The organism is Ktedonospora formicarum (assembly GCF_016587355.1).
Taxonomy (GTDB): Bacteria; Chloroflexota; Ktedonobacteria; order Ktedonobacterales; family Ktedonobacteraceae; genus Ktedonobacter; species Ktedonobacter formicarum.
Genome location: NZ_BNJF01000001.1, coordinates 3717192 through 3736614 on the forward strand (window position 1 = coordinate 3717192; position 19423 = coordinate 3736614).

A 19423-nucleotide genomic window follows, 5' to 3' on the forward strand; every position below is an offset into this window, starting at 1 on the left:
GTCCTGGTAGAGTTCCGCATTGCGAAGCGCGACTACTGCCAGATCTGCCAGGCCGCGCAGGAGACGCTCATCACTCTCATTAAAGGCCTCTTCCTCCGGACTTTCGATATTGAGTACCCCTTGAGCTCGCCATTGGCGACCATGGGTACCGCAAGCTCTGAACGTGTATCGCGGATGTAGGAGAGGTAGATATCTTTCCATCCTGGTTGTGAAGGGTCTACGTTGAGTAGCTGCTTGGTACGAGCAACCTGACCCACAATTCCTTCGTTCACGCTATGTCCGCTACCTTTCTTGTCGGGGAGAACACCTCGCTCGGCTGCCATCCAGAGTCTCTGGCGCTCGCGGTCATAGCGCATCAAGCAGCCTGTGCGGGATTTCTCTTTCATCAATTCCAGGGCCTTTTCCAAAATGAGTTCAAATACCTTCTGAGGGTCTAACTGACTGGTCAGCTCCTTACTAATGTCGTAGAGGACTTGCCTCTCGCCCGCAAGGCGCTTCTCGCGTTCATACGCCTGGGCTTTGGTGATGGCCAGTACGGCCTGCCCCGCCAGGGTTTGCAGGAAATCCTGATCCTCCTGACGAAATGCACCTTCACGGCTACTTTCAAAGTTGAGGACGCCAATGGCCTGCCCTCCATCGAGGAGTGGGATTGCGAGTTCCGAGGTAGTGTTGGGTGCTACGCCCACATAAAAGCGATTCCAGGGCGAATCACGATGGACATTGTTGACGCACACGGGCTGTTTGTAATGGAGAACCCAGCCGGTGAGTCCGCGCACCTCAGAGATGGGGGTTTTGAAGCGCAGATAATATTCGGCGTTTGGCCCATAAGCAGCCCTGGTTTCGAGAGTCTGCTTTTTACTGTCTTGTAAGAGAATGATGGCCCCTTCTGCCGGTACGAAGGCGCAGGCATTGCGCAGAAGGCTCGCTAGAATCGCTTCCAGGCTCAGCGAGCTATTGAGCTCTTTATCAATTCTTTGCAGGATCTCTAATTCGTGGATGCGGCGTTGCAAGAGCCCATTGAAGGTTTGTGCGTTTCTGATCGCGATGGCGGCGAAATGAGCCAGGCCCTCTATAAGTAGTTTTTGTGGCGTATCGAAGTATTGTGTTTGCTGGAAGAAGAGGGAGAGAACGCCAACGGCTTCCTGCTCAACATGTAGAGGCATGATCGCCAGGGACTTGATCCCTTCCTGGGTCAGAATGGGACGGATATCGTGCAGAAGCCGCTCGCGCGTGGAGGCGCATTCTGGTTCAAAAAGGGTTTGCTGTTGCGAGGCCATCTTTTCTGTCACACTATCCTGCCAGGACCAGAAAGATTCATTACTTAGATGTGAGAGAAGAGGAACGCCTTCTATAAGAGGCTGAAGAGGAGCAGTATCATAGACTGTATGGCTGGCTAGCGTAGGATAGAGCAGTACCGTTTCAGCGCCAGTGGCGCTCAGGATCTTTTTGAGCGTAGCCTGAAGGGGGTATTGTAGCTCGATTTGGCTGGTAAGGAGGCGTCCGATCTCATTGAGTTGGAGCAGGCTATCATAAAGGCGAATATTGTTGATGGCAAGCGTGATATGGTTGGCGAGAATTTCCAGGATAGCGACATCTTCCTGGGTATAGGCATGTGGTTGAGGATGTTGAATGGAGAATATCCCTATGGGAATATCACCCATAAGCAAGGGAACATAGATAAAGGATTGTTTGGGAGCTGTGCCTTGCACATGCGCGATCCTGAAGGGGTGATTCTGTTTCTCTTCCTGCCAGTGCTGGATCAATACCGAGGTTCGCTCTTGGAGGACATACCGACTGGCTCCGGCAGGAGCCCGGTTATCTTCGCGGATATAGTTACCTTCGTCGATACCATAGAGATCGCGTGTATGGGTTGGAGCCTGGTGAATCGCCAGCATAAGCGCATGGCGAGTATCGAGCACATTCTGGATGAGCGGATGGAGTGTCTGAAGCAGCGTCTCAACCGAAGTGACTTCCTGATTAATGATCTGTCCTATATGAGTAATCTCTCGATAGCGCTGTAGTAGCCAGGTCTCTTGCAGAATAAAGGAAGCCATCAGCGCAAATTGTCTCAACACCTCCTGTTCTTCGGATGAGAAGTTGCGGGACTGGCGAAAGGCAAGCAGAAGAACGCCAAAGTGGGGACGCCCAGCCCCTTTCTGCAATGCGATAGCTCCCAGGGCTTGTACCTTTTCTCTGTGCAAACTCTCCGACTGATAGGTAGGGGTTGTATTAAGGTCAGGTATGCACAGAAGGCCCATCTGGGTTTCGTCTAACTTCTGAGCGAGAGAAGCATGAAGAGGATTTTGGTTTGGGAGAGGTGTCTGAGGTTGGGGCTGTGCGGAAGAGGAGGGATCTTCCCTATAGAGTATGCGAGCGTAATGGAAATCGCCTGTGATGGGATGATAGGCTGTAAGGAGACAAAGATCAGGCAGGAAGACATCCTGTGCCTCTCGCGTGATATGGAGGAGCATCTCCGCGAGATTGCCGCGTTCAGTTACCCCTGTGGTAAGTCGCTGAGTTAACTCACTTAGTGGAGGGAACGTCAGCTTATCGTGCATGCTACATCTCCAGTATCTCGTCAAGCGTCTCAAGGAAAGGTATTCCATTACCCTTCCTGTATCCTTTCTTAGCATTCCTCAATGTGTAAACAGCTTTCCCAAATTGCAGATACTTTTCATGCATATGATCTGCTGTTTGTGATAAGAGGTAAAGGGAATTTTGCTCTTTTTAAGTACGCTTGCAGTATTCAGTGTACTTTGTTATATTGAGAAAAACAATAGTTCTTTTTGTTTGAGAATATGTCTTAAGCATACACCGCCAGGAACTCGAAGGGAACCACAATGCAGGGACACTGAGAGGACATTGGGAGGACATTGCATGTGGAAAGACCTTTTGATCGAGGCAGTATCAGCTCATTGAGGAACGGCCATGAAGAAGCAGGTGTCATGGAATACGATCCTGCGGCACGAACGTAAGGTACGTGGGCTCTCGCAAAACGATGTCGCGACGGTATTGGATTGTGATCCAAAGACTGTGGGCCGCTGGGAACGTGGTGAAGCCACGCCCAGTCCTCGCCATGTGCAGCAATTGATGCGCCTGTTTCAAAAGGACGCGCACCAACTTGGTCTGCTGGTAGGCAACGACAAGATAACAAGTGCCTCCTCTCTTACTGATACACATCCCCAGCCCTCGCAAGTGCCAGAGCGGGAGGTAACACTGCCTACACATGTAGATTGGGGTGATGCTCCCTATATTGAGCACTTTTATGGACGGTCCTCAGAACTGGCGATGGCGCAGCATTGGGTGTTAGAGGAGCATTGTCGTGTGGTGGCTTTTCTGGGAATGGGTGGCAGTGGTAAGACAACTTTCGCGCGTGAGCTTGCTGAGCGGCTCAAGGGCTCTTTTTCTTATGTCTACTGGTATTCGTTGCAGAACACCCCCCATTGGAGGAATTTCTCAACGGTTGTTTGCGGGGTGCTGGGATAGAGCGCGCGATGGAGCCGCAGCCTTTGGAGACTTCCCTGCGTAGCCTGCTTGAGTTGTGTGCACACCAACGTTGTCTGCTGATACTGGATAATGCTGAATCGATTCTTCAGAGTGAGCGCCAGGTTGGGCATTACCTTGAGGGCTATGAGGCATATGGTCGCCTATTGGAGTACCTGGGGGAGCATCCACATCAGAGTTGCCTGCTCCTGACTAGCCGTGAGAAGCCGAGAGAGATTGCTCGCATGGAAGGCGCAAGCTCTCCAGTGCGTACGCTGGCTCTACCAGCAATGGGGTTGGTAGAGGGTCAGCAATTGTTGCAAGAGAAAGAACTTTGGGGCGAGAGCAAGGATTGGGAAGCGCTTCTGCGGCTTTATTCGGGTAATCCGTTGGCCCTTAAACTGGCGTCCTCGCCAATTCATGAGTTATTTGATGGGCAGATTGCCGAGTTCCTGATGGAGAGAGAGGCCGTCTTTGGTGATATCTATACGCTGCTGGATCGGCAATTTCGTCGCCTCTCGGCCTTAGAGCAGGATATTATGCAATGGCTGGCGATAGAGCGCGAGCCGGTGAGCATGAATGTGCTCCGAGAGAACCTCGTCTATCCGGTGACCAAAGGCATGATCCTGGATGCGGTCGATTCACTGCGTCGACGTTCAATGCTAGAAACCAGCGCGGACCGTCGTTTTACTTTGCAGCCTGTGATCATGGAATACATGATTGAGCGCTTCGTCGAGTTTATGTTTACGCGTTTACGCGATGGGCTATTGGATGGGTGTGGTAACTATGCCCTGCTTAAGGCTCAAGCCAGCGACTATATACGTGAGAGCCAGGCTCGCCTGATCCTGCAACCACTCTCCGAGAAACTGCTGGCGACGTTTGGGCATATTGGCTGTCGCGCACACCTCAAGGTGCTGCTGGATCGTTTGCGCGAGGACGATGTATATGAGACTGGCTATACTGCTGGTAACATCCTGAACCTCCTGGTCGCACAACGGGTGGATTTACGTGGGCTGGACTGCTCGTCGCTCACGATTCGTCAGGCATATTTGCAAGGGAGTGACTTCTTACAGGTGAATCTCGCGCATGCGACCCTCCTGAACTGCTCGCTCAATGATTCCTTTGCCTGGATACTCTGTCTGGCTGTCAGCCCCGATGGTCAATTCCTGGCGGCGGGAACCACTGTTGGCAGTATTCGCATTTGGAAGGTAAGCGATGCCACGCCTGTGCAGACCTGTAACGGACATAGTGAGGAGATTCGTTCCGTGGCTTTTAGCTCGGATGGGCGCTATCTTGCCAGTGGGAGCGAGGATCATACAGTGCGTATCTGGGAGGTGGAGAGCGGCGCCTGCCTGCATATCTTGCATGGGCATAGTGACCAGGTGCGCACTGTCGCCTTTAGCGCCGATAATTTCCTGGTTGCCAGCGCGGGCGAGGATCTGCAAATCCGGCTCTGGGACAGCGAAACGGGGCGTGAGGTGCGTGTTCTGTATGGGCATAGCAAGCGCATACGCTCACTTGCCTTTCATCCTCAAAAGCCAATTTTAGCCTCGGGTGGCGATGAGAATACAGTTCGGCTTTGGAATTATGAAAGTGGCGAAGAGATAGCGATCCTGGGCGGACAGAGTCGACATGTGCGTGTGGTGGCTTTCAGCCCGAATGGCAAGCTGCTGGCGAGTGGGAATGAAGACCATTCCATTATGCTCTGGCGAATCGAGGATTACCAGCGCGTCGCGATCTTGCGGGGACATAGCAGTCGCGTGCGTGCTATGCAATTCAGTGCGGATAGTATGCTGCTGGCGAGTGGGAGCGATGATCAGACTATAGGCATTTGGGATATGACGTCGTATGAGCGCCTGCACAGCGTGCGTGCGCATGAAAATCGCATCTGGTCAGTTGTCTTTGTGCCGGGGAGCACTCATTTGATTAGCACAAGCGAGGATGATACTGTGCGCTGGTGGGATCGCCGCACGATGCTCTGCTTGCGTACGTTGCGGGGGTATACCAACCTGCTGAAGTCGGTTGCCTTTAGTCCGGATGGGCACTCACTGGTGAGCGGAAGCGAGGACCGTACAGTGCGCCTGTGGAATACGGGCGATGGGCGAGCTCTACACATTATGCGCGGACATCAGAACCGGGTTCGCTCCGTGGCATATAGTTCCGATGGCCTGACGTTGGCGAGCGGAAGTGAGGATGAGTGTGTACGACTCTGGGATGCACACACAGGGCATTGCTTGCGTGTATTGCGTGGGCATACCCACCTTGTACGTTCCATCGCCTTCAACGCGGAGGGAACGCTGCTAGCGAGTGGAAGCCACGACTTAACGATTCGCCTCTGGGATGTATCAAGTGGGCAGGAGATACAGCGCATTACCGATATTCAGAGCTATATCTGGGCCATCGCCTTCCATCCAGAAGGTAAACAGATCGCGTGCGGGACTGATGACCCTGTGATTCGTTTATGGGATATTCAGACAGGTATCGTAGTGCGCGGGTTCATTGGGCATAGCCATCGCGTCTGGTCGCTAGATTTCAGCCGGGATGGACGCTATTTGGCAAGTTGTAGCGATGACCAGGCGATCCGGCTGTGGGATGTAACGACTGGTGCCTGCCAGCGCGTTATGGAAGGGCATGTAGGCTGGGTGCGTGCGCTGGCTTTCAGTCCTGATGGCACATTGCTGGTGAGTGGAAGTCATGACCAGACCTTGCGGCTATGGCGAGTGGAAACAGGTGAGTGCCTCGCTGTCTGGCATGGGCATGAAGGCTGGATCTGGTCTGTGGCCTTTGCGCCCAACGGAGAGACGTTAGCAAGTTGCAGCGATGATGGTACCATCAAGCTGTGGAAGGTCAAGAATCATGAATGCCTTCATGTCCTACGAAGCGAGCGAGCATATGAAGGTACAGATATTACGGGTGTTGTGGGCCTCTCAGATGCCCAGCGTGAGGCTTTGCTCTTCCTGGGAGCGATTGAGCGTTATTAAGCGCGTGTTTTGGAACCATACAGGTATGCTCAAACGTGCTATACAGTAGCTATTGCAAGCCAGAAGATATGCCGCCTAGCACGGTGAGAAGAGGAAAAAGGTTCCACATCATGCCTATAACAAGGAAGTCGCCGCTCCCAGAAATCGCGGCTGAATTTGATATTATCAAGACTAATGAGAACGCACGTAATGCCTACCTGCGCACTCTGGTGCTAGGTTGTGTGGCTGGTATGCGCTCAATGACACCTTTCTCCCTCCTGGATTGGACAAAGGAGCATAACATCGAGCCCTCTACCGAGCTAGAGGCTATACTCGCCTCACCAGCCACACGTCTTGTAACAAGCCTACTTGCCTCAGGTGAATTGCTGAGCGATAAACTACCCAAGATCCCGGCGCGTACAAAAGCTGGACCCTTCATTGGTCGTCTGGGCGTAGGCGCTCTGGCGGGTTACGTGCTCAGTCAGCGTCATGGGCGTTTGCCGTGGGTTGGCATGACTCTGGGCGCGACTGGTGCCGCCGCTGGAACGCTTGCGGGCTATGGCATACGTTCGTGGCTAGCTCAGAACACTCCGCTGCCGGATGCGTTGCTCGGTCTGGCGGAGGATATGTTGGCTCTGGGGCTTGGCTACTGGTCTGTTAAAGAGAATGAAGAGGTTTCTTTGTGAGTCTCTTTCAAGGAAAATGCTCAGAAAATTGTGGCGCGCCACAATTTTCTGAGCATTTTTAGTGTGTGATGCAACCAGAAAGAGGTATCTCAAACGTCGTTATTTTTTTGTTCTGATAACACTATAGCTTTGGGGTAAAGATGATTTATGTTATCAACTCTATCAACTCGACTGGCAATCAAACCTTTGGATAGGAAAACTTGATATTTACAGGAGTAAATGAGTATACTCTTGTACAAGACAACGAAAAGCGTCGTTGGGGATTTGTATTTTGTGGGAAGGAATGAATAGCCAATGACAATAACTGTGGAGCAGCAAAAGGCCACAAACGTGCGCCCGCGCGTCGTAGGGAGCAGGACTGAGGTCCCGTTATGGAATGGTGAGCGCGTGCGCTATGTTAACCTCGACAGTGCCGCGAGCACGCCGCCGCTAGCGAAAGTGCGCCAGGTGGTCGACGAGTTCGCGTCGTGGTATTCGAGTGTGCATCGAGGCGCGGGCTACAAGTCACGTCTCTCTACCTATTTATATGAGAACGCGCGTGACGTTGTGATGCGCTTTGTGGGCACGACGCCCCGGACGCACGTTGTGGTATTTGTGCGCAACACCACTGAGGCTCTCAACCTACTCGCGCATAGAACATTGTTGGAAGAGGATGAATTGGTGCTGTGTACGAAGATGGAGCACCATTCTAATCTTCTGCCCTGGTTGCGCAAGCCGCATGAGGTCGTCCAATTGACTGAGGATGGTCGTGTTGATATGGACGATCTGAAGCAGCGTCTTGAGCGGCATAAGGGGAAGGTTAAACTCGTAACGATCAGCGCGGCCTCCAACGTGACGGGCTTGATGGCTGATATAAAGGCCGTGGCGCGACTGGTTCACGCGCATGGTGCCAAGTTGGCAGTGGACGCGGCCCAGCTAACCCCTCACCGGGCCCTCTCAATGGGTACGCCAGGAACCGCTGATTGTATCGACGTAGTTGCCTTCTCTGGTCATAAGCTCTATGCGCCTTATGGGGCGGGTGCGTTGGTGGTTCCTGCGACCCTCTTCGCTGATGGTGATCCGATGCTGGTCGGTGGTGGTACTGCTTGTCTGGTTACCAGTTCTGGGGTTAAGTGGGCCACAGGTTCAGACCTGGAAGAGGCGGGGTCACCTAACGTTGTCGGTGTTGTCGCCATGGCTGCCGCGCTGGAAGAGTTAATGCGCTATGGTATGGACCAGGTCGCGAAGCATGAGCGCGAACTGACGCGCTATGCTGTGCGTCGTCTGCGAACGGTTCCGGGTCTCAGGCTCTTTGGCCCCACCTGGGATTCCATGCTTACAGGTGGCGAAGATCGTCTCGGGGTCTTCTGTTTCACCATTGATGGACAGCCCTATGAGAAGGTCGCAGCCGTACTCGCGAACGAATGGGGTGTTGGCGTGCGAAGTGGCTGCTTCTGTGCACATCTCTACGTGTCACACCTGCTAGGCGTCTCGGATGAGGATGCCGCCGATTCCCGCGAACGTCTGATCTCTGGTTTGCCAGTGGATCTACCGGGCATGGTTCGAGCTAGCCTGGGTCTGGCGAATTCAAAGAGCGATATTGACCGTCTTGTGAGTGGCTTGCAGGCCATCACGCGCGGCGAGATACGCGCGCAGTATGAGCACAATGAGCATGGCGACCTGGAGCCGGTTGGTGACCAGCATCTCTTTGAAGCGCATGGCGCGAGCTTTATGGCGTAGATAAATAGGATGCGCGCCGGGACAGCAGCGCCGCTGCCCGGTCATGCCTTCTTATTTCTCGGAACTATCATCTGGGCGAGCAAGAGTGCTTGTGTTGTTGTACTGGTCCACAATTATCACCTGACGATTGTCGTCTTGCCATCGCACTGCCAGGATATTGACATATGGCACGAAGGTTGGGGTAGAATGCACGAGATCCCAGAATGTAATGCCATCATCGCCCAAAGCCGCCAGATATTTGCCGTTAGACGACCATGCTAGATCGGATAGGGAAGAAGGACTCTTCGGTTCAAGATCAGCCCGCTTATTTGTAAATGGACTCCAGAGCACAATGTGTCCATAGTCTGAGGTGATGGCAAGTTGTTTCCCATCAGGAGACCAGCGTAGCTTTGCCCCATCTCTTCCAGATTTGTCTGAGCTATAGGTATAGCGGGGCTTGTCAGGTGCTTTGTTGTCCCAGATCTGAACATCACCTTCATTGGAGCCGACAGCAAGGTAGCGACTGTCGGGTGACCAGTCAAGTGAGGTGACGCGACCATGTAACCCCATATACTGCTCGCTGGAATTGCCGTTTGTGATCTCAATGATTTGAAGCCTTCCGCTGTAGCTCTGGTCTTGCGCGCTAACTTGTCCGTGGGCCAGATATTTGCCATCAGGAGACCAGGCGAGATAGGAGATGAGCGGCATTGCAGGTGTGCCAGTGTAAGGAATGGTCTGTGACCTGTCACGATGATTCAGATCCCAGATATGGATATTGCCCATACTATCAGCAAGCGCGAAGCGACTACTCTCAGGCGACCATGTGGGCTTGCTTTGGGAGAGGTGATCTCCCTGTGATATCCAGCCTTTCAAGTCATTTCGTTGCGTGACAACCTTCATTGTGCTCTCTGAAAGGAGCACATAGCTATTTCCATCAGGCGCAAATACGCCAGTCTGAAAGACTCCTGCCCGTATTGTAGGGGGACCGCCCTTCTTAAACTGTCTATTAAGCGATGAGAAGAATTGTTGGGTGCTACCAACGAACGTTCCCCCACAATGGCGACGGCGCTCAAGGTCAGACCTGCAACGACGACGCGCCGACCCATCTGTCCGGGAGCCACCTGTCTCTGGACCTGCTTCTGAGCTTGAATTTGCCCTTGCCGCTGACTTCCCGCGCTAACAGTAGGTGGTAGCGATATGGGCTGCGGACTGGCCAGGCGTCTCGTAGAACGATTAGGAGGGCGGATACCCTGCAAGGAGGCTATTGCGTGCAATTCGTTAGCGACCTCGGCAATGGAGGCCGGGCGTGCCAGTGGGTCGAGAGCAACCATGCGTTGGATCAGCGCGACCAGTTCATTAATGCCAGCGGGTCCATAGCCCTGAAGCGAGTCGAATTGGAAGGGCGTCTCCGCTGGGTCCTGCCCTGAAAGCAGGTGATGGAGCAGAGCTCCCAGGCTGTATACGTCCGAGGTAGGTGTGGTCTGGGCTTTCCCATATTGCTCAGGTGCGGCATAGCCAGGAGAGCCGAAAGGCATAGTATCGCGCTGTTGACCAGGCTTGAAGTGACGAGCGATACCAAAGTCAATCAAATAGAGTTCGCCAGTCGGGGTACGCATGATGTTGGCGGGTTTGAGATCACGGAAGACAATCGGCGGGTGACGAGTGTGCAAATAGGTCAGCACATCACAAAGCTGGAAGGCGATATCAAAGATATCAGCGAAGGCGAGCTGAGGGAAGGAGGCTGGTGTGGTCGCATCAGATGGGCGTGGCTGACGCTCTAAATACATCTCTAGCGTTTCACCTTCGATGAAATCTAGCAGCAGATACCAGTGCTCTGGATCGGTAAAGTGGTCGTGAACGCGTGGAAGATGCGTATGTTTGAGTTGTGAGAGTAGAGCAACCTCGCGATTAAAGGCGTCGGTGGCCTCAATGGCTTGTTGAGGCGAGAGGGTACGCAAGTTAATCTGCTTGAGAGCACGTAGCGCGTCGTTCTGCTGTGTATCAGCAACCTTATAGACAGCGCCAAAGCCCCCAGAGCCAACCTGATCCAGAATGCGATAGCGCTTGCCAATCAGAAATGCCCCCTCTTCCTGAGGCTGGAGTGGCTGCTGACAGGCGAAGCATGTGGTCTCTGTACCAGGGTTAGCCGCGCCACAATGCGCGCAATAAGCGGTTTGAGAAGACATTACAAGTGTATCCTTTTGTCGCCGAACCAGGGCGACCCGAACCCGGACCTACATTGGAAGACAACTCTCTAAACCTGACTGTGTTGGTAATATTACTACTACTATAGACGTTTGTGTATAGTTTTTGTTGCACTACATGGGATTTGGTGACAAATGCGAGAAGATCATAGTGATTTGCGACAATCGCTTCAGCATGTTTATTGGTTAGGAGGTTCGCCATGCGCGGGCAAAAGTTCCACAGCTGACTTCCTGGTCTCACGTTATGGTTGGCGACTCTATCGCTGTGATGATGCTTATTATGAGCATTGCCAGGCGCCAGACCCGGAGCGAGACTCACTACTCTATCGCTTGAGTCGTTTGGCGCATGACGCGCTCTGGTTGGAGCGTAGCGTAGAGCAACAGGTGCGCGAAGAATATGCGTTATACCTGGAGGAATGGAACTGGATCGTGCGTGACTTGCAAGCTCTTCCTCGGGATCGCCCAATCCTTGTTGAGGGTGCAGCTCTTCTACCTGAACTGGTTGAGCCGCTATTGAATGTCAGGTCCAGGGCGCTCTGGATGATACCCACAGGCGAGTTTCAGCGCTATCACTATTCCCAGCGTACCTGGGCCTGGGATGCCGTGCGTGGTTGCAGCGATCCAGCACGGGCCTTCGAGAACTGGATGCAGCGCGATATTTGCTTCGCGCGCACTATAGAAGCCGAGGCTCGTCGACGCGGCTTGAAGGTGCTGATGGTAGATGGAGCGCGCACGTTACCAGAGAGCATGGCTTACGTTGAACGGCTGTTATGTGGGGAGGGTGAGGCAAATGCCTCTGCTTATTGAGGACTTAGTACTTGTGGAGCAGTAAAAAAGAAACATGCACTATGTGCAAATGGTACTGGTAGTGTAGCCATTCTCCAGGGGGTATGCGATTGTATGTAGGAAGAGGAGGCATATGTACGACTCCCGCGAATTCTTTGTTGATCTGGAATAGTATCTGCTAACCTGATCGACTTCTTGTAATAGTGCGAGATATGCAGCTTAGAAAGCGGAAGGTGAAATGTCACGTTTTGAAGTATTTATGCGTCACTATATCAGTACACGTGTGGGAAAGGCTGTGGGCGGTGGTATTATACTCGGATTTGGCGTGTTGATATTTCTGGGTCAGCAATCCCTGGGTGTCTTTGTGGGCGCGATAGGCCTCATTGTCTTGATCTGGTCGTTACTGGCTGAGCCGAGCGAGCCAGACGACGAGGCTGCTGATTCATCGCCTCAGATGCATCAGCCGAATGTTGTTCAGATGCCAGAGATGCCTGTCGGCCAACAACCCCCTTCTATCGGGCAGTTTCCTATGCCTTCGGGCCAGTTACCGTTTTCCGCGCCCCAGGCTGGAATAGATTATAGTCAGCCACAGTACGTCGCGTCTGGCAACAATCCTCAGGCCGCACAGCCAGCCAGTGTATTCCTTTCTGATGGGTATATGGGCTCACAGCGTCAAGGCCATGATGCGTCTCGGTCACAGGGGCTATTCGCACGATATGGTCACACATCCGCCCCACAGGCCGGAGCATATATGCAACAAGATCGGTATGGACAATAGTTGAGAGCGCTAGGTCATCGCAAGGAAATAAGGGTTGGGACTTGTAAACATGTGGATATATTGGCAAGCGTTCATTGCAGTATAGTTACCATTGTCTCTCCAGGGAGTTGTAATAGATAATAAGATAGAAGGAATCGAATTAGTCTCTCCCTGTTATTCGCATCCCGCGTTTATAGTATTTGTCGTGAAGCATGCCAATGTTTCCTATGTGGTGTGTAGGGGCGAGAGATGCTGAGGGAAAGTGGCGGGCAATTATAACTGACAAGCAAAGGAAGGCAACATGCGTTTTATTATCTGGCTAGTGTATCGTTACGCAGGCAAACGCGCGGGACGTATTGTTTCGGGCAGTTTCTCTGCTTTTCTCGGACTTATCGCGATTCTCTTGGGAATTTTGGGGGGGAGCGAGGCTATCTTCCTGGCTCTCTTTGGTCTTGCACTACTGGCCCTTGGCATCTTTTTTATTGTCCTGGGCATTCGTGATCAGAGTGGAAAGGGTTATAGCGCCCGCAATGCCTCTGCTCCCCAGTATGGACAACAACCCCAGTATGGACAGCCCCAGTACGGACAGCAGCAGCAATATGGACAACCTCAGTATGGTCAGCAGCAGCAATATGGACAACCTCAGTATGGTCAGCAGCAGCAATATGGACAACCTCAGTATGGTCAGCAGCCCCCATATGGGCAGCCCCAGCAATATGGACAACCTCAGTATGGCCAGCAGCAGCCATATGGACAGTCGCCATATGGGCAGCAGCAGGCGTATGGTCAGCAGCCCCAGTATCCGGCGGAGAATAGCCCCTATGGGCAACCATATCAGCAGCCGCCTCAATCCTATTAAGGTTCGCCTGCTGCTTTGGTAAATAAAGAAAGAGCTATATCCGGCATAGATTCAGTGCCTGCCGGGTGTGGCTCTTTCTTTACATTGTAGGGTAATGGGTCTGTGGCTGTTCTTGCTGGTCAGAGGATGAGGTTGAGGGGTAGGGATAGGAATAGTTTCGCTCTTCTTCTTTATAGGCCGTTCGTTCAGACTGCTTCGCCTGATATCCCTCAGCGTATGCCCTTTGAGGGGTGGCTTGTTGTGGAGCCTGGTAATAAGTAGATCTTCTATCGGGCTGAAAGAGGTGTTGCCCACGTAGGAAGGTCAGGATGCCGCGCGTGTTAGTTCCTATCAAAATAGTTATACCGATAGGAGCAAAGAGCCAGGCGCAAGCCAGAAAGCTTACGAACTGACCTACTGCGATAGCGAAGCCAATGCCAGCGACCCAGGTTGCGACATAAAGAAAGGCATAGAAGGCCGTAGCACGCCGTGTCGCGGCTCCCATAAGGAGTGTTCCTAGTGTCAGATAGAGTGTCACAAAGCTGGTGGCAAGTATAAGAGGTAGGAGTGAGGCGACCAGGGATGCTAGAGGAATGCCGATCAGGACGAGCGCGCAGACAATAAGGAATGCACGAAATGAACGATAGCGACGTACTGGAAACGACATAACGCTTCTCCTGCTCTTTCTTCTGTGAAAACCTGAGCATGTTCCGGTTCGCAGATGATCTGATGTCTGCTGAATTAAGATACCAAAGGACTGAAATCTCCATGCATATAGAGTATACGATATTGGCAGGGCGAGGTTAGATGGCTTGGTATAGGTCAATTGACCCATGGTGCGTAGGAGAAAAGGGAGATATACTTTGATATAGCGCGCAATAATACGTCTGTATCATTGTGTATCAAATTGATTTGGTATCATATGAAAATTTGTCTCTAGAGGAGTGTACCTCTATGTCGGGATATGTGTTATCGACTGGCCCACTCAAGCGCCTGTGGGACTCATCCCGGTTCCATACTGTACTCAACGTGTTCATGGCCTGTATGGTTGGCGCGGGACTGTGGTTGCCAGTGCTAGGACTCTGGCAAGGGTTCTTCTATGCGCCCGCGCTACGTGCCACGAATCACGCGCTTGCTGAACAAGTCTATAGCGATGCTATCGGTCTGACGCTCTTTCCTTTGATCGCTGACTTCTTTGTCTTCTTAACCGTTGGTGTGCTTATGACTGCGCATTGTCGTACACGTGCTGAGCGGATTGCCTATCGCTTGATGGTAGGCTTTGCCATTTGTGTGCCTGCTCTCGTCTTTGTCTTGCTTATATTGTTTGCGTTTCGGGCAGGTATGTAGCACTACAAAGAAGGTCTGGTGGGCTTAAGCATCGGGCCTTCTTTGCTATCTTTATAAACAATGGAAACGTCGCCAACCTTGGTCACGCGTCGTTTCTCATCGTAACTTAGCTTTGATGGACCAACGTTATTGGCTAACCCCTGGCTGTTATAGGTCACGTCCTCCTCACCAATCTTGGCGACACGTTGTGGATAGTCTTTATCGTGGGTGATCTTTGTGGTTCCGATGCTTTCGATGAGGCCTTGATTATAGCTAATGGGCTTCTCGCCGAAGCGTGTAATGCGCCCCTCGGAGTCATAGGTGATCTTCATTGAGCCAACATTTGTCAAGCGCCCCTTGGTGTACCCCACTGGCTCATGATCAATTGTCTTCATGTTGTACCGTACCAGGCGTAATGCGAGGAGGTATGCGACTGCTGTGTTGACATCGGTAATGGGCTTGCCATTAGATTCTTGGATGCCAGTTGCTTCTGTGTTGGTGCTGTTCCCGCAGGCGCTTATGGGGATGAGCAAGGTACAGGATAGTAGAACAGACAATGCCATGTACGAAAGGATCTTCCACATAGCCCCCCCTTTCAGTGGTGGTAATATTTTATTTGCTGTATGCTCTTTATATTATGAAGCATTGATCATAACGAGAGGTACTGGAGCGCAAAGACGCGATATTGCAAGGTAGAGTTTTATATAGGAGTTGAGCTTTAGCCAGCACTTGCCCACTGGCCTGATCGTTATGTACGCTGCTCTAAAGCATAGGCATTATGTTCCATAAGTATAATTTCATATAGATGAGCGCGCAATCAGTCTGGGCGTGTGCTCGGTTATGGTCATCCTGGCTTATCCCTCCTCATCGTTGGTTGTTTGTTGTATGTGTGGAAAGGGATGTGTGTGATGTCTTTACAATTTATCTTTGATCGAAATCTCTCTCCCCTGTTACCGCGTGTAGCAGATTTCCTTCACGCTTCACTGTCTACCACCGAAGATGTGCGCCGCCTTATGGAGCAAGAACAATTTCTGCATAGCCTATGGAGTGGAGGCCCACTCCCCTCTGTTTTGGACGCGAGCATGATGCGCCATGTACTGGATATTGGATGTGGCGCGGGAACATGGCTACAAAGTATGGCCTCTTTTTACCCCTCCCTGTATCTATCTGGTATTGACCGGGATGAGGCCGCTATTGAAGCTGCACGTGTTTTGAATGCCTTCAATAGTAGAGTTCGACTTCAGGTGCGGAACCTCGCTTGTGGAGAGATTGGCAACTATGTTGTGGCTGGTTATGACCTGGTGCATGTGCGTTTTATGGCGGGTGAGATGACTCCTCGCCAGTATGCCACTCTCTTACGGGAGGCTGTGTGCTCTTGCCGCCCCGGTGGACAGGTTATGGTTTGTGAGTTAGAGCTTCCTCTAAGCGATAGCAATGCGCTTACACATCTAATGCGCCTCTGGCAATTGGTGCTTGAACATGAGAAGCGAGCCTTTACATCTCAGATCCCAAATCAGCTAGGCATTGTACCATGGGTTCAGCAAACATTGCGATCTGCGAATTGCCATCCGGTGCATGAGGAGATGTTCTATGCCCAATGTGCATATGGAGGGGAGGGCTATCTCCATTTCTGCCGTTCGCTAGAGCAGATGATGCAACGCCTCAGACCATTACTCTTGCGTTCAGGAAGTATCTCGATGGCCGAATTAGAGGGCCTGGAATGTGAGGTTCGACGCGAGGTTGCCAGCCCGAAGTTTTACGGACTCTGTCCGGTCCATGTGCTGATCTGGCAGCGCGGTCCTGTCCAGGTTCATTAGTAGCGCCGATGCCCCTATGGTGGCAATCAGAAGGCGCGAGCTTTTCATATGTAGGCATTTATAAAGCGGGATGAGATTGGAGGTATCGTTTGGAAATGCCTCCAATCTCATCCCGCTTTTAATACTTATGTGAGGCATCTCAGACTTGTGTGCGTTTGGCGTTGGAACTGCGCTTGCCGAGCAACCCGCCCAGAGCAGCAATGCCTGCTCCCAGTAACAGGGCTAGCACCAGGAGTGAGAAGGTATAGAAAAAGGTGTCACGAATCGCATTGAAGCGGGTCTCTTCAAGAATGGAAGGGGGATATGATTGATTGATCGCGGGCAGCGTCTCAGCGAAGAGAATGACGGTGCTGATGAGTAGATCGCAGAGGCCCAGGACCAGCCCCGCGAGCAGACCCGTGAGCGAGGCTGCGCGCACGTTTCCCCCACTCAGCCTCGCCATACCCGTGCCGGTAAGAAAATAAGCGAGGCAGGCGAAGAGTAGTAGTGGGAGATAGATCGCGGCATTAGTGATAATCGGGACCATTGACCAGGGAAAATAGATGACATTCATTAAGGAGGTCATGACACGCACGGGAAAACTAGTAAGGCGTGCCAGAATGGTAATAAAGAGGTCAATCATGACCAGGATCAAGCCCACGAATAGCCCTCGTTTGAGGACAAGCTTCTCGGTCTGTTGTGGACTGACCGAGTTCTCGGGGCTATGCGTTGTCTGTTGCATAGGGGCCTCCATGTCACTATGACTAAGTATATTGGCATTTATGTATGAGGTGATTATAGCGAGAGAGGTGACTGGCGGCAAGCGCCACCCCGATTGTCTCGCGTGATTTTCGGGGCGGCGTTTGTCTATCTCTTCAAGGTCTTCTGATGCGAGCTTCGCAATGCTCTTGGCGAAGGCTTATTGTCGCTTCATTATCTATGCTTGCTCTGTTATCAATTTGAGGGGCGGAGCTTATATTTTCTGCTCAGAGTCCAGCGCATCCTGGGTTGCTTTTTGTTTGCGGCGCTCGACACCAATGCGCGAAATGCGCCGACCATCCATCTCCTCAACTTTGAGCTGATAGTCGCCAAAGGCCACGTGGTCTCCAAGCAGAGGAATGCGATCCAGCTTCTCAAAGATGTAGCCTGCAATAGTATGAGAGTGCATATCCTCCAATGAGTCTTCGATGTTGTCTTCTCCGAAGTGCTCCGCAAAAGACGAGAGAGACATCAGGCCATCGACTGAATAGCGTCCTCCAGGGAGCGTTTCTACTTCTGAACGTACCCCTGCCTCGCGGGTGTCAAACTCATCCTGTACCTCACCCACGATCTCTTCAATAATGTCTTCCAATGTAACTATCCCGGAAGTTGAGCCATACTCATCGATGACGATAGCCATATGAATACGCTTACTGCGCATCTGGGTGAGAATCGCGTCAATCGGTGTTGTTTCGGGTACGTACAGAACTGGCCTCAGTAGCGCACGCAAGTCGAAGACTAACTCGTTACCACCTTGTTGGGTTTGGGTAAAGATATCCTTGATATGGATGATGCCGACGATATTATCAATCGTATTTTCGTAGATTGGATAACGTGTATAGTGCTCGCTAGCGAGTGCTGCCTGCATCTCTTCACGTGAGCAACTCAGAGAGAGACTACTGATCTCACTGCGAGGTACCATGATCTGCTGCACACTCTTGTCGCTAAAGGTAAAGATGTGGCGTAGCAGTACCTCCTCCTGCTTTTGGAGTAGTCCGGCTTGCTGGCTCTGTGTGACGAGCATCTCCAGCTCTTCAACGGTATGTACTGAATCATGTTCATGTGCGACCTGGAAACCAAGCAAGCGCACGACCAGATTGCCGACACCATTCATAAGTTTGATAAAAGGCCGGAAGATGGTGGCGAAGAGCGAGAGTGGGCGTGCGACAAAGAGCGCTGTCCGCTCGCTTCTTTGGAGCGCAATGGATTTAGGAACCAGCTCACCCATAATGATATGGAAGGCCGTAATCAGGGCAAAGCTAAGCGCGATGGCGACGCTATGCGTGATGGTTTCGGCGGCCTGACCTCCAATCCAGAGGAAAAGCGGCTCTACCAGGTGTCCAAGCGCAGGCTCGCCTACCCAACCCAGAGCCAGGCTAGCCAGCGTAATCCCTAGCTGGGTCGCAGCTATATATGTATCGAGGTGTTGAAGCTGCGAACGCACAACTTTCGCGACTTTGCTGCCTTCGGCTACCAATTGCTCGATACGGGTTTCGCGTACCTTGACCAGGGCGAACTCGGCAGCTACAAAGAACGCGTTTGCTCCAACCAGCACAAATACAGACAGGAGACCAAGAAGTGAAGGGATATCCATTATGCGTAGAATTCCTTTGTTCATTTACTGTGTATTTACTATTGAGGACGTATAATGGATATTGTACTGAAATTAAGTGCGCTTTTGCTGAGAAAAAACTGAGAATTGGACCTAAAAATGGCCCAGTTAAGTGTTTTGAGACCATTGCGTGAGCTAGCCCGGTAGGAAGAAGCATAGCGCAGCCAGGCATATGCCAATGAGAAAAACGAGATAAAATAATATGGCTAGAACCAGGCCGAGTATGCGAAGCAAATTTGTCTGTGGTGTGCCACTCATATAGCCACCTCCTCATATTAACTAAACGCGGTAGTGGGTGAAATGTTGGGGGGTGGATTTGAGCGTTTACCCAGGTTTCCGCGAGGATATATCATATGAGACGGCTCTTCCAATTTATAGGAGAGATTGTACGCTAGTTGTGGCTATGGTATACTATGGAAACGCCAGGAAATGTTTGGGCGCAGCGGTGCCTACATCTGTAGACCTCTTCTCTGCACCATTCTCGCATCGGAGTGTATGTACGTATCATCATATCCTGG

Annotated in this window: 17 protein-coding genes; 9 read left to right on the plus strand and 8 right to left on the minus strand. The window is 51.9% G+C overall.

Annotated features, from left to right (window positions below; all coding sequences use genetic code 11):
- Positions 1-32 precede the first annotated feature (32 nt).
- Positions 33-2558 carry a GAF domain-containing protein gene (locus K3T82_RS47740; protein ID WP_236031178.1) on the minus strand — a complete coding sequence of 842 codons (2526 nt, stop codon included), beginning with the start codon at positions 2556-2558 and terminating at the stop codon, positions 33-35.
- A 370-nt stretch (positions 2559-2928) separates the two neighbouring features.
- Here K3T82_RS47740 and K3T82_RS15930 point away from each other — a divergent pair, with 370 nt between their 5' ends.
- The 4 genes from K3T82_RS15930 to K3T82_RS15945 all read left to right on the plus strand — a co-directional run bounded on the left by K3T82_RS15930 (position 2929) and on the right by K3T82_RS15945 (position 8848).
- The gene (locus K3T82_RS15930) at positions 2929-3486 is read left to right on the plus strand and encodes a helix-turn-helix domain-containing protein (protein ID WP_220194421.1); all 558 of its coding nucleotides are present in this window, start codon (positions 2929-2931) and stop codon (positions 3484-3486) included.
- A gap of 23 nt (positions 3487-3509) precedes the next feature.
- Entirely contained in the window at positions 3510-6464 is a 2955-nt protein-coding gene (locus K3T82_RS15935) for a WD40 repeat domain-containing protein (protein WP_220194422.1), read from the plus strand.
- 110 nt (positions 6465-6574) lie between these two features.
- Entirely contained in the window at positions 6575-7129 is a 555-nt protein-coding gene (locus tag K3T82_RS15940; protein WP_220194423.1) for a hypothetical protein, read from the plus strand.
- Between the two features lie 294 nt (positions 7130-7423).
- Positions 7424-8848: an aminotransferase class V-fold PLP-dependent enzyme gene (locus K3T82_RS15945; protein ID WP_220194424.1), complete on the plus strand. Its 1425-nt coding sequence runs from the start codon at positions 7424-7426 to the stop codon at positions 8846-8848.
- Between the two features lie 51 nt (positions 8849-8899).
- On the opposite strand, the gene K3T82_RS15950 is transcribed toward K3T82_RS15945, so the two are convergent.
- Positions 8900-9748 carry a WD40 repeat domain-containing protein gene (locus K3T82_RS15950; protein ID WP_220194425.1) on the minus strand — a complete coding sequence of 283 codons (849 nt, stop codon included), beginning with the start codon at positions 9746-9748 and terminating at the stop codon, positions 8900-8902.
- Entirely contained in the window at positions 9724-11013 is a 1290-nt protein-coding gene (locus K3T82_RS15955) for a serine/threonine protein kinase (protein ID WP_220194426.1), read from the minus strand. The genes K3T82_RS15950 and K3T82_RS15955 overlap by 25 nt, the downstream gene beginning before the upstream one ends.
- Positions 11014-11166: 153 nt before the next feature.
- On the opposite strand from K3T82_RS15955, the gene K3T82_RS15960 reads away from it, so the two are divergent.
- The 3 genes from K3T82_RS15960 (at position 11167) to K3T82_RS15970 (ending at position 13433) form a co-directional block, all read left to right on the plus strand.
- Positions 11167-11838: a hypothetical protein gene (locus K3T82_RS15960; RefSeq protein ID WP_220194427.1), complete on the plus strand. Its 672-nt coding sequence runs from the start codon at positions 11167-11169 to the stop codon at positions 11836-11838.
- A gap of 217 nt (positions 11839-12055) precedes the next feature.
- Positions 12056-12595 carry a hypothetical protein gene (locus K3T82_RS15965; protein WP_220194428.1) on the plus strand — a complete coding sequence of 180 codons (540 nt, stop codon included), beginning with the start codon at positions 12056-12058 and terminating at the stop codon, positions 12593-12595.
- 280 nt (positions 12596-12875) lie between these two features.
- Positions 12876-13433, plus strand: a complete 558-nt coding sequence (locus tag K3T82_RS15970) for a hypothetical protein (protein ID WP_220194429.1) — start codon at positions 12876-12878, stop codon at positions 13431-13433.
- Positions 13434-13512: 79 nt separating this feature from the next.
- Here the strand turns inward: K3T82_RS15970 and K3T82_RS15975 are convergent, their stop codons facing one another.
- Complete coding sequence (locus tag K3T82_RS15975) at positions 13513-14079, minus strand: hypothetical protein (protein WP_220194430.1); 567 nt, start codon at positions 14077-14079, stop codon at positions 13513-13515.
- A gap of 287 nt (positions 14080-14366) precedes the next feature.
- Between K3T82_RS15975 and K3T82_RS15980 the strand changes: the two genes are divergently transcribed.
- Positions 14367-14759 (plus strand): hypothetical protein, encoded by a 393-nt coding sequence (locus K3T82_RS15980; protein ID WP_220194431.1) that lies wholly within the window; start codon positions 14367-14369, stop codon positions 14757-14759.
- 2 nt (positions 14760-14761) lie between these two features.
- On the opposite strand, the gene K3T82_RS15985 is transcribed toward K3T82_RS15980, so the two are convergent.
- Positions 14762-15322 (minus strand): hypothetical protein, encoded by a 561-nt coding sequence (locus K3T82_RS15985; RefSeq protein ID WP_220194432.1) that lies wholly within the window; start codon positions 15320-15322, stop codon positions 14762-14764.
- Positions 15323-15646: 324 nt separating this feature from the next.
- On the opposite strand from K3T82_RS15985, the gene K3T82_RS15990 reads away from it, so the two are divergent.
- The gene (locus K3T82_RS15990) at positions 15647-16555 is read left to right on the plus strand and encodes a class I SAM-dependent methyltransferase (protein WP_220194433.1); all 909 of its coding nucleotides are present in this window, start codon (positions 15647-15649) and stop codon (positions 16553-16555) included.
- A gap of 139 nt (positions 16556-16694) precedes the next feature.
- Here the strand turns inward: K3T82_RS15990 and K3T82_RS15995 are convergent, their stop codons facing one another.
- The 3 genes from K3T82_RS15995 to K3T82_RS49110 form a co-directional block, all read right to left on the minus strand.
- Positions 16695-17276 (minus strand): hypothetical protein, encoded by a 582-nt coding sequence (locus K3T82_RS15995; RefSeq protein ID WP_220194434.1) that lies wholly within the window; start codon positions 17274-17276, stop codon positions 16695-16697.
- 231 nt (positions 17277-17507) lie between these two features.
- Positions 17508-18887, minus strand: coding sequence for a hemolysin family protein (locus K3T82_RS16000; protein WP_220194435.1), 1380 nt, complete (start codon positions 18885-18887; stop codon positions 17508-17510).
- Positions 18888-19040: 153 nt separating this feature from the next.
- Positions 19041-19163 carry a hypothetical protein gene (locus tag K3T82_RS49110; protein WP_268886637.1) on the minus strand — a complete coding sequence of 41 codons (123 nt, stop codon included), beginning with the start codon at positions 19161-19163 and terminating at the stop codon, positions 19041-19043.
- Positions 19164-19423: the final 260 nt, after the last annotated feature.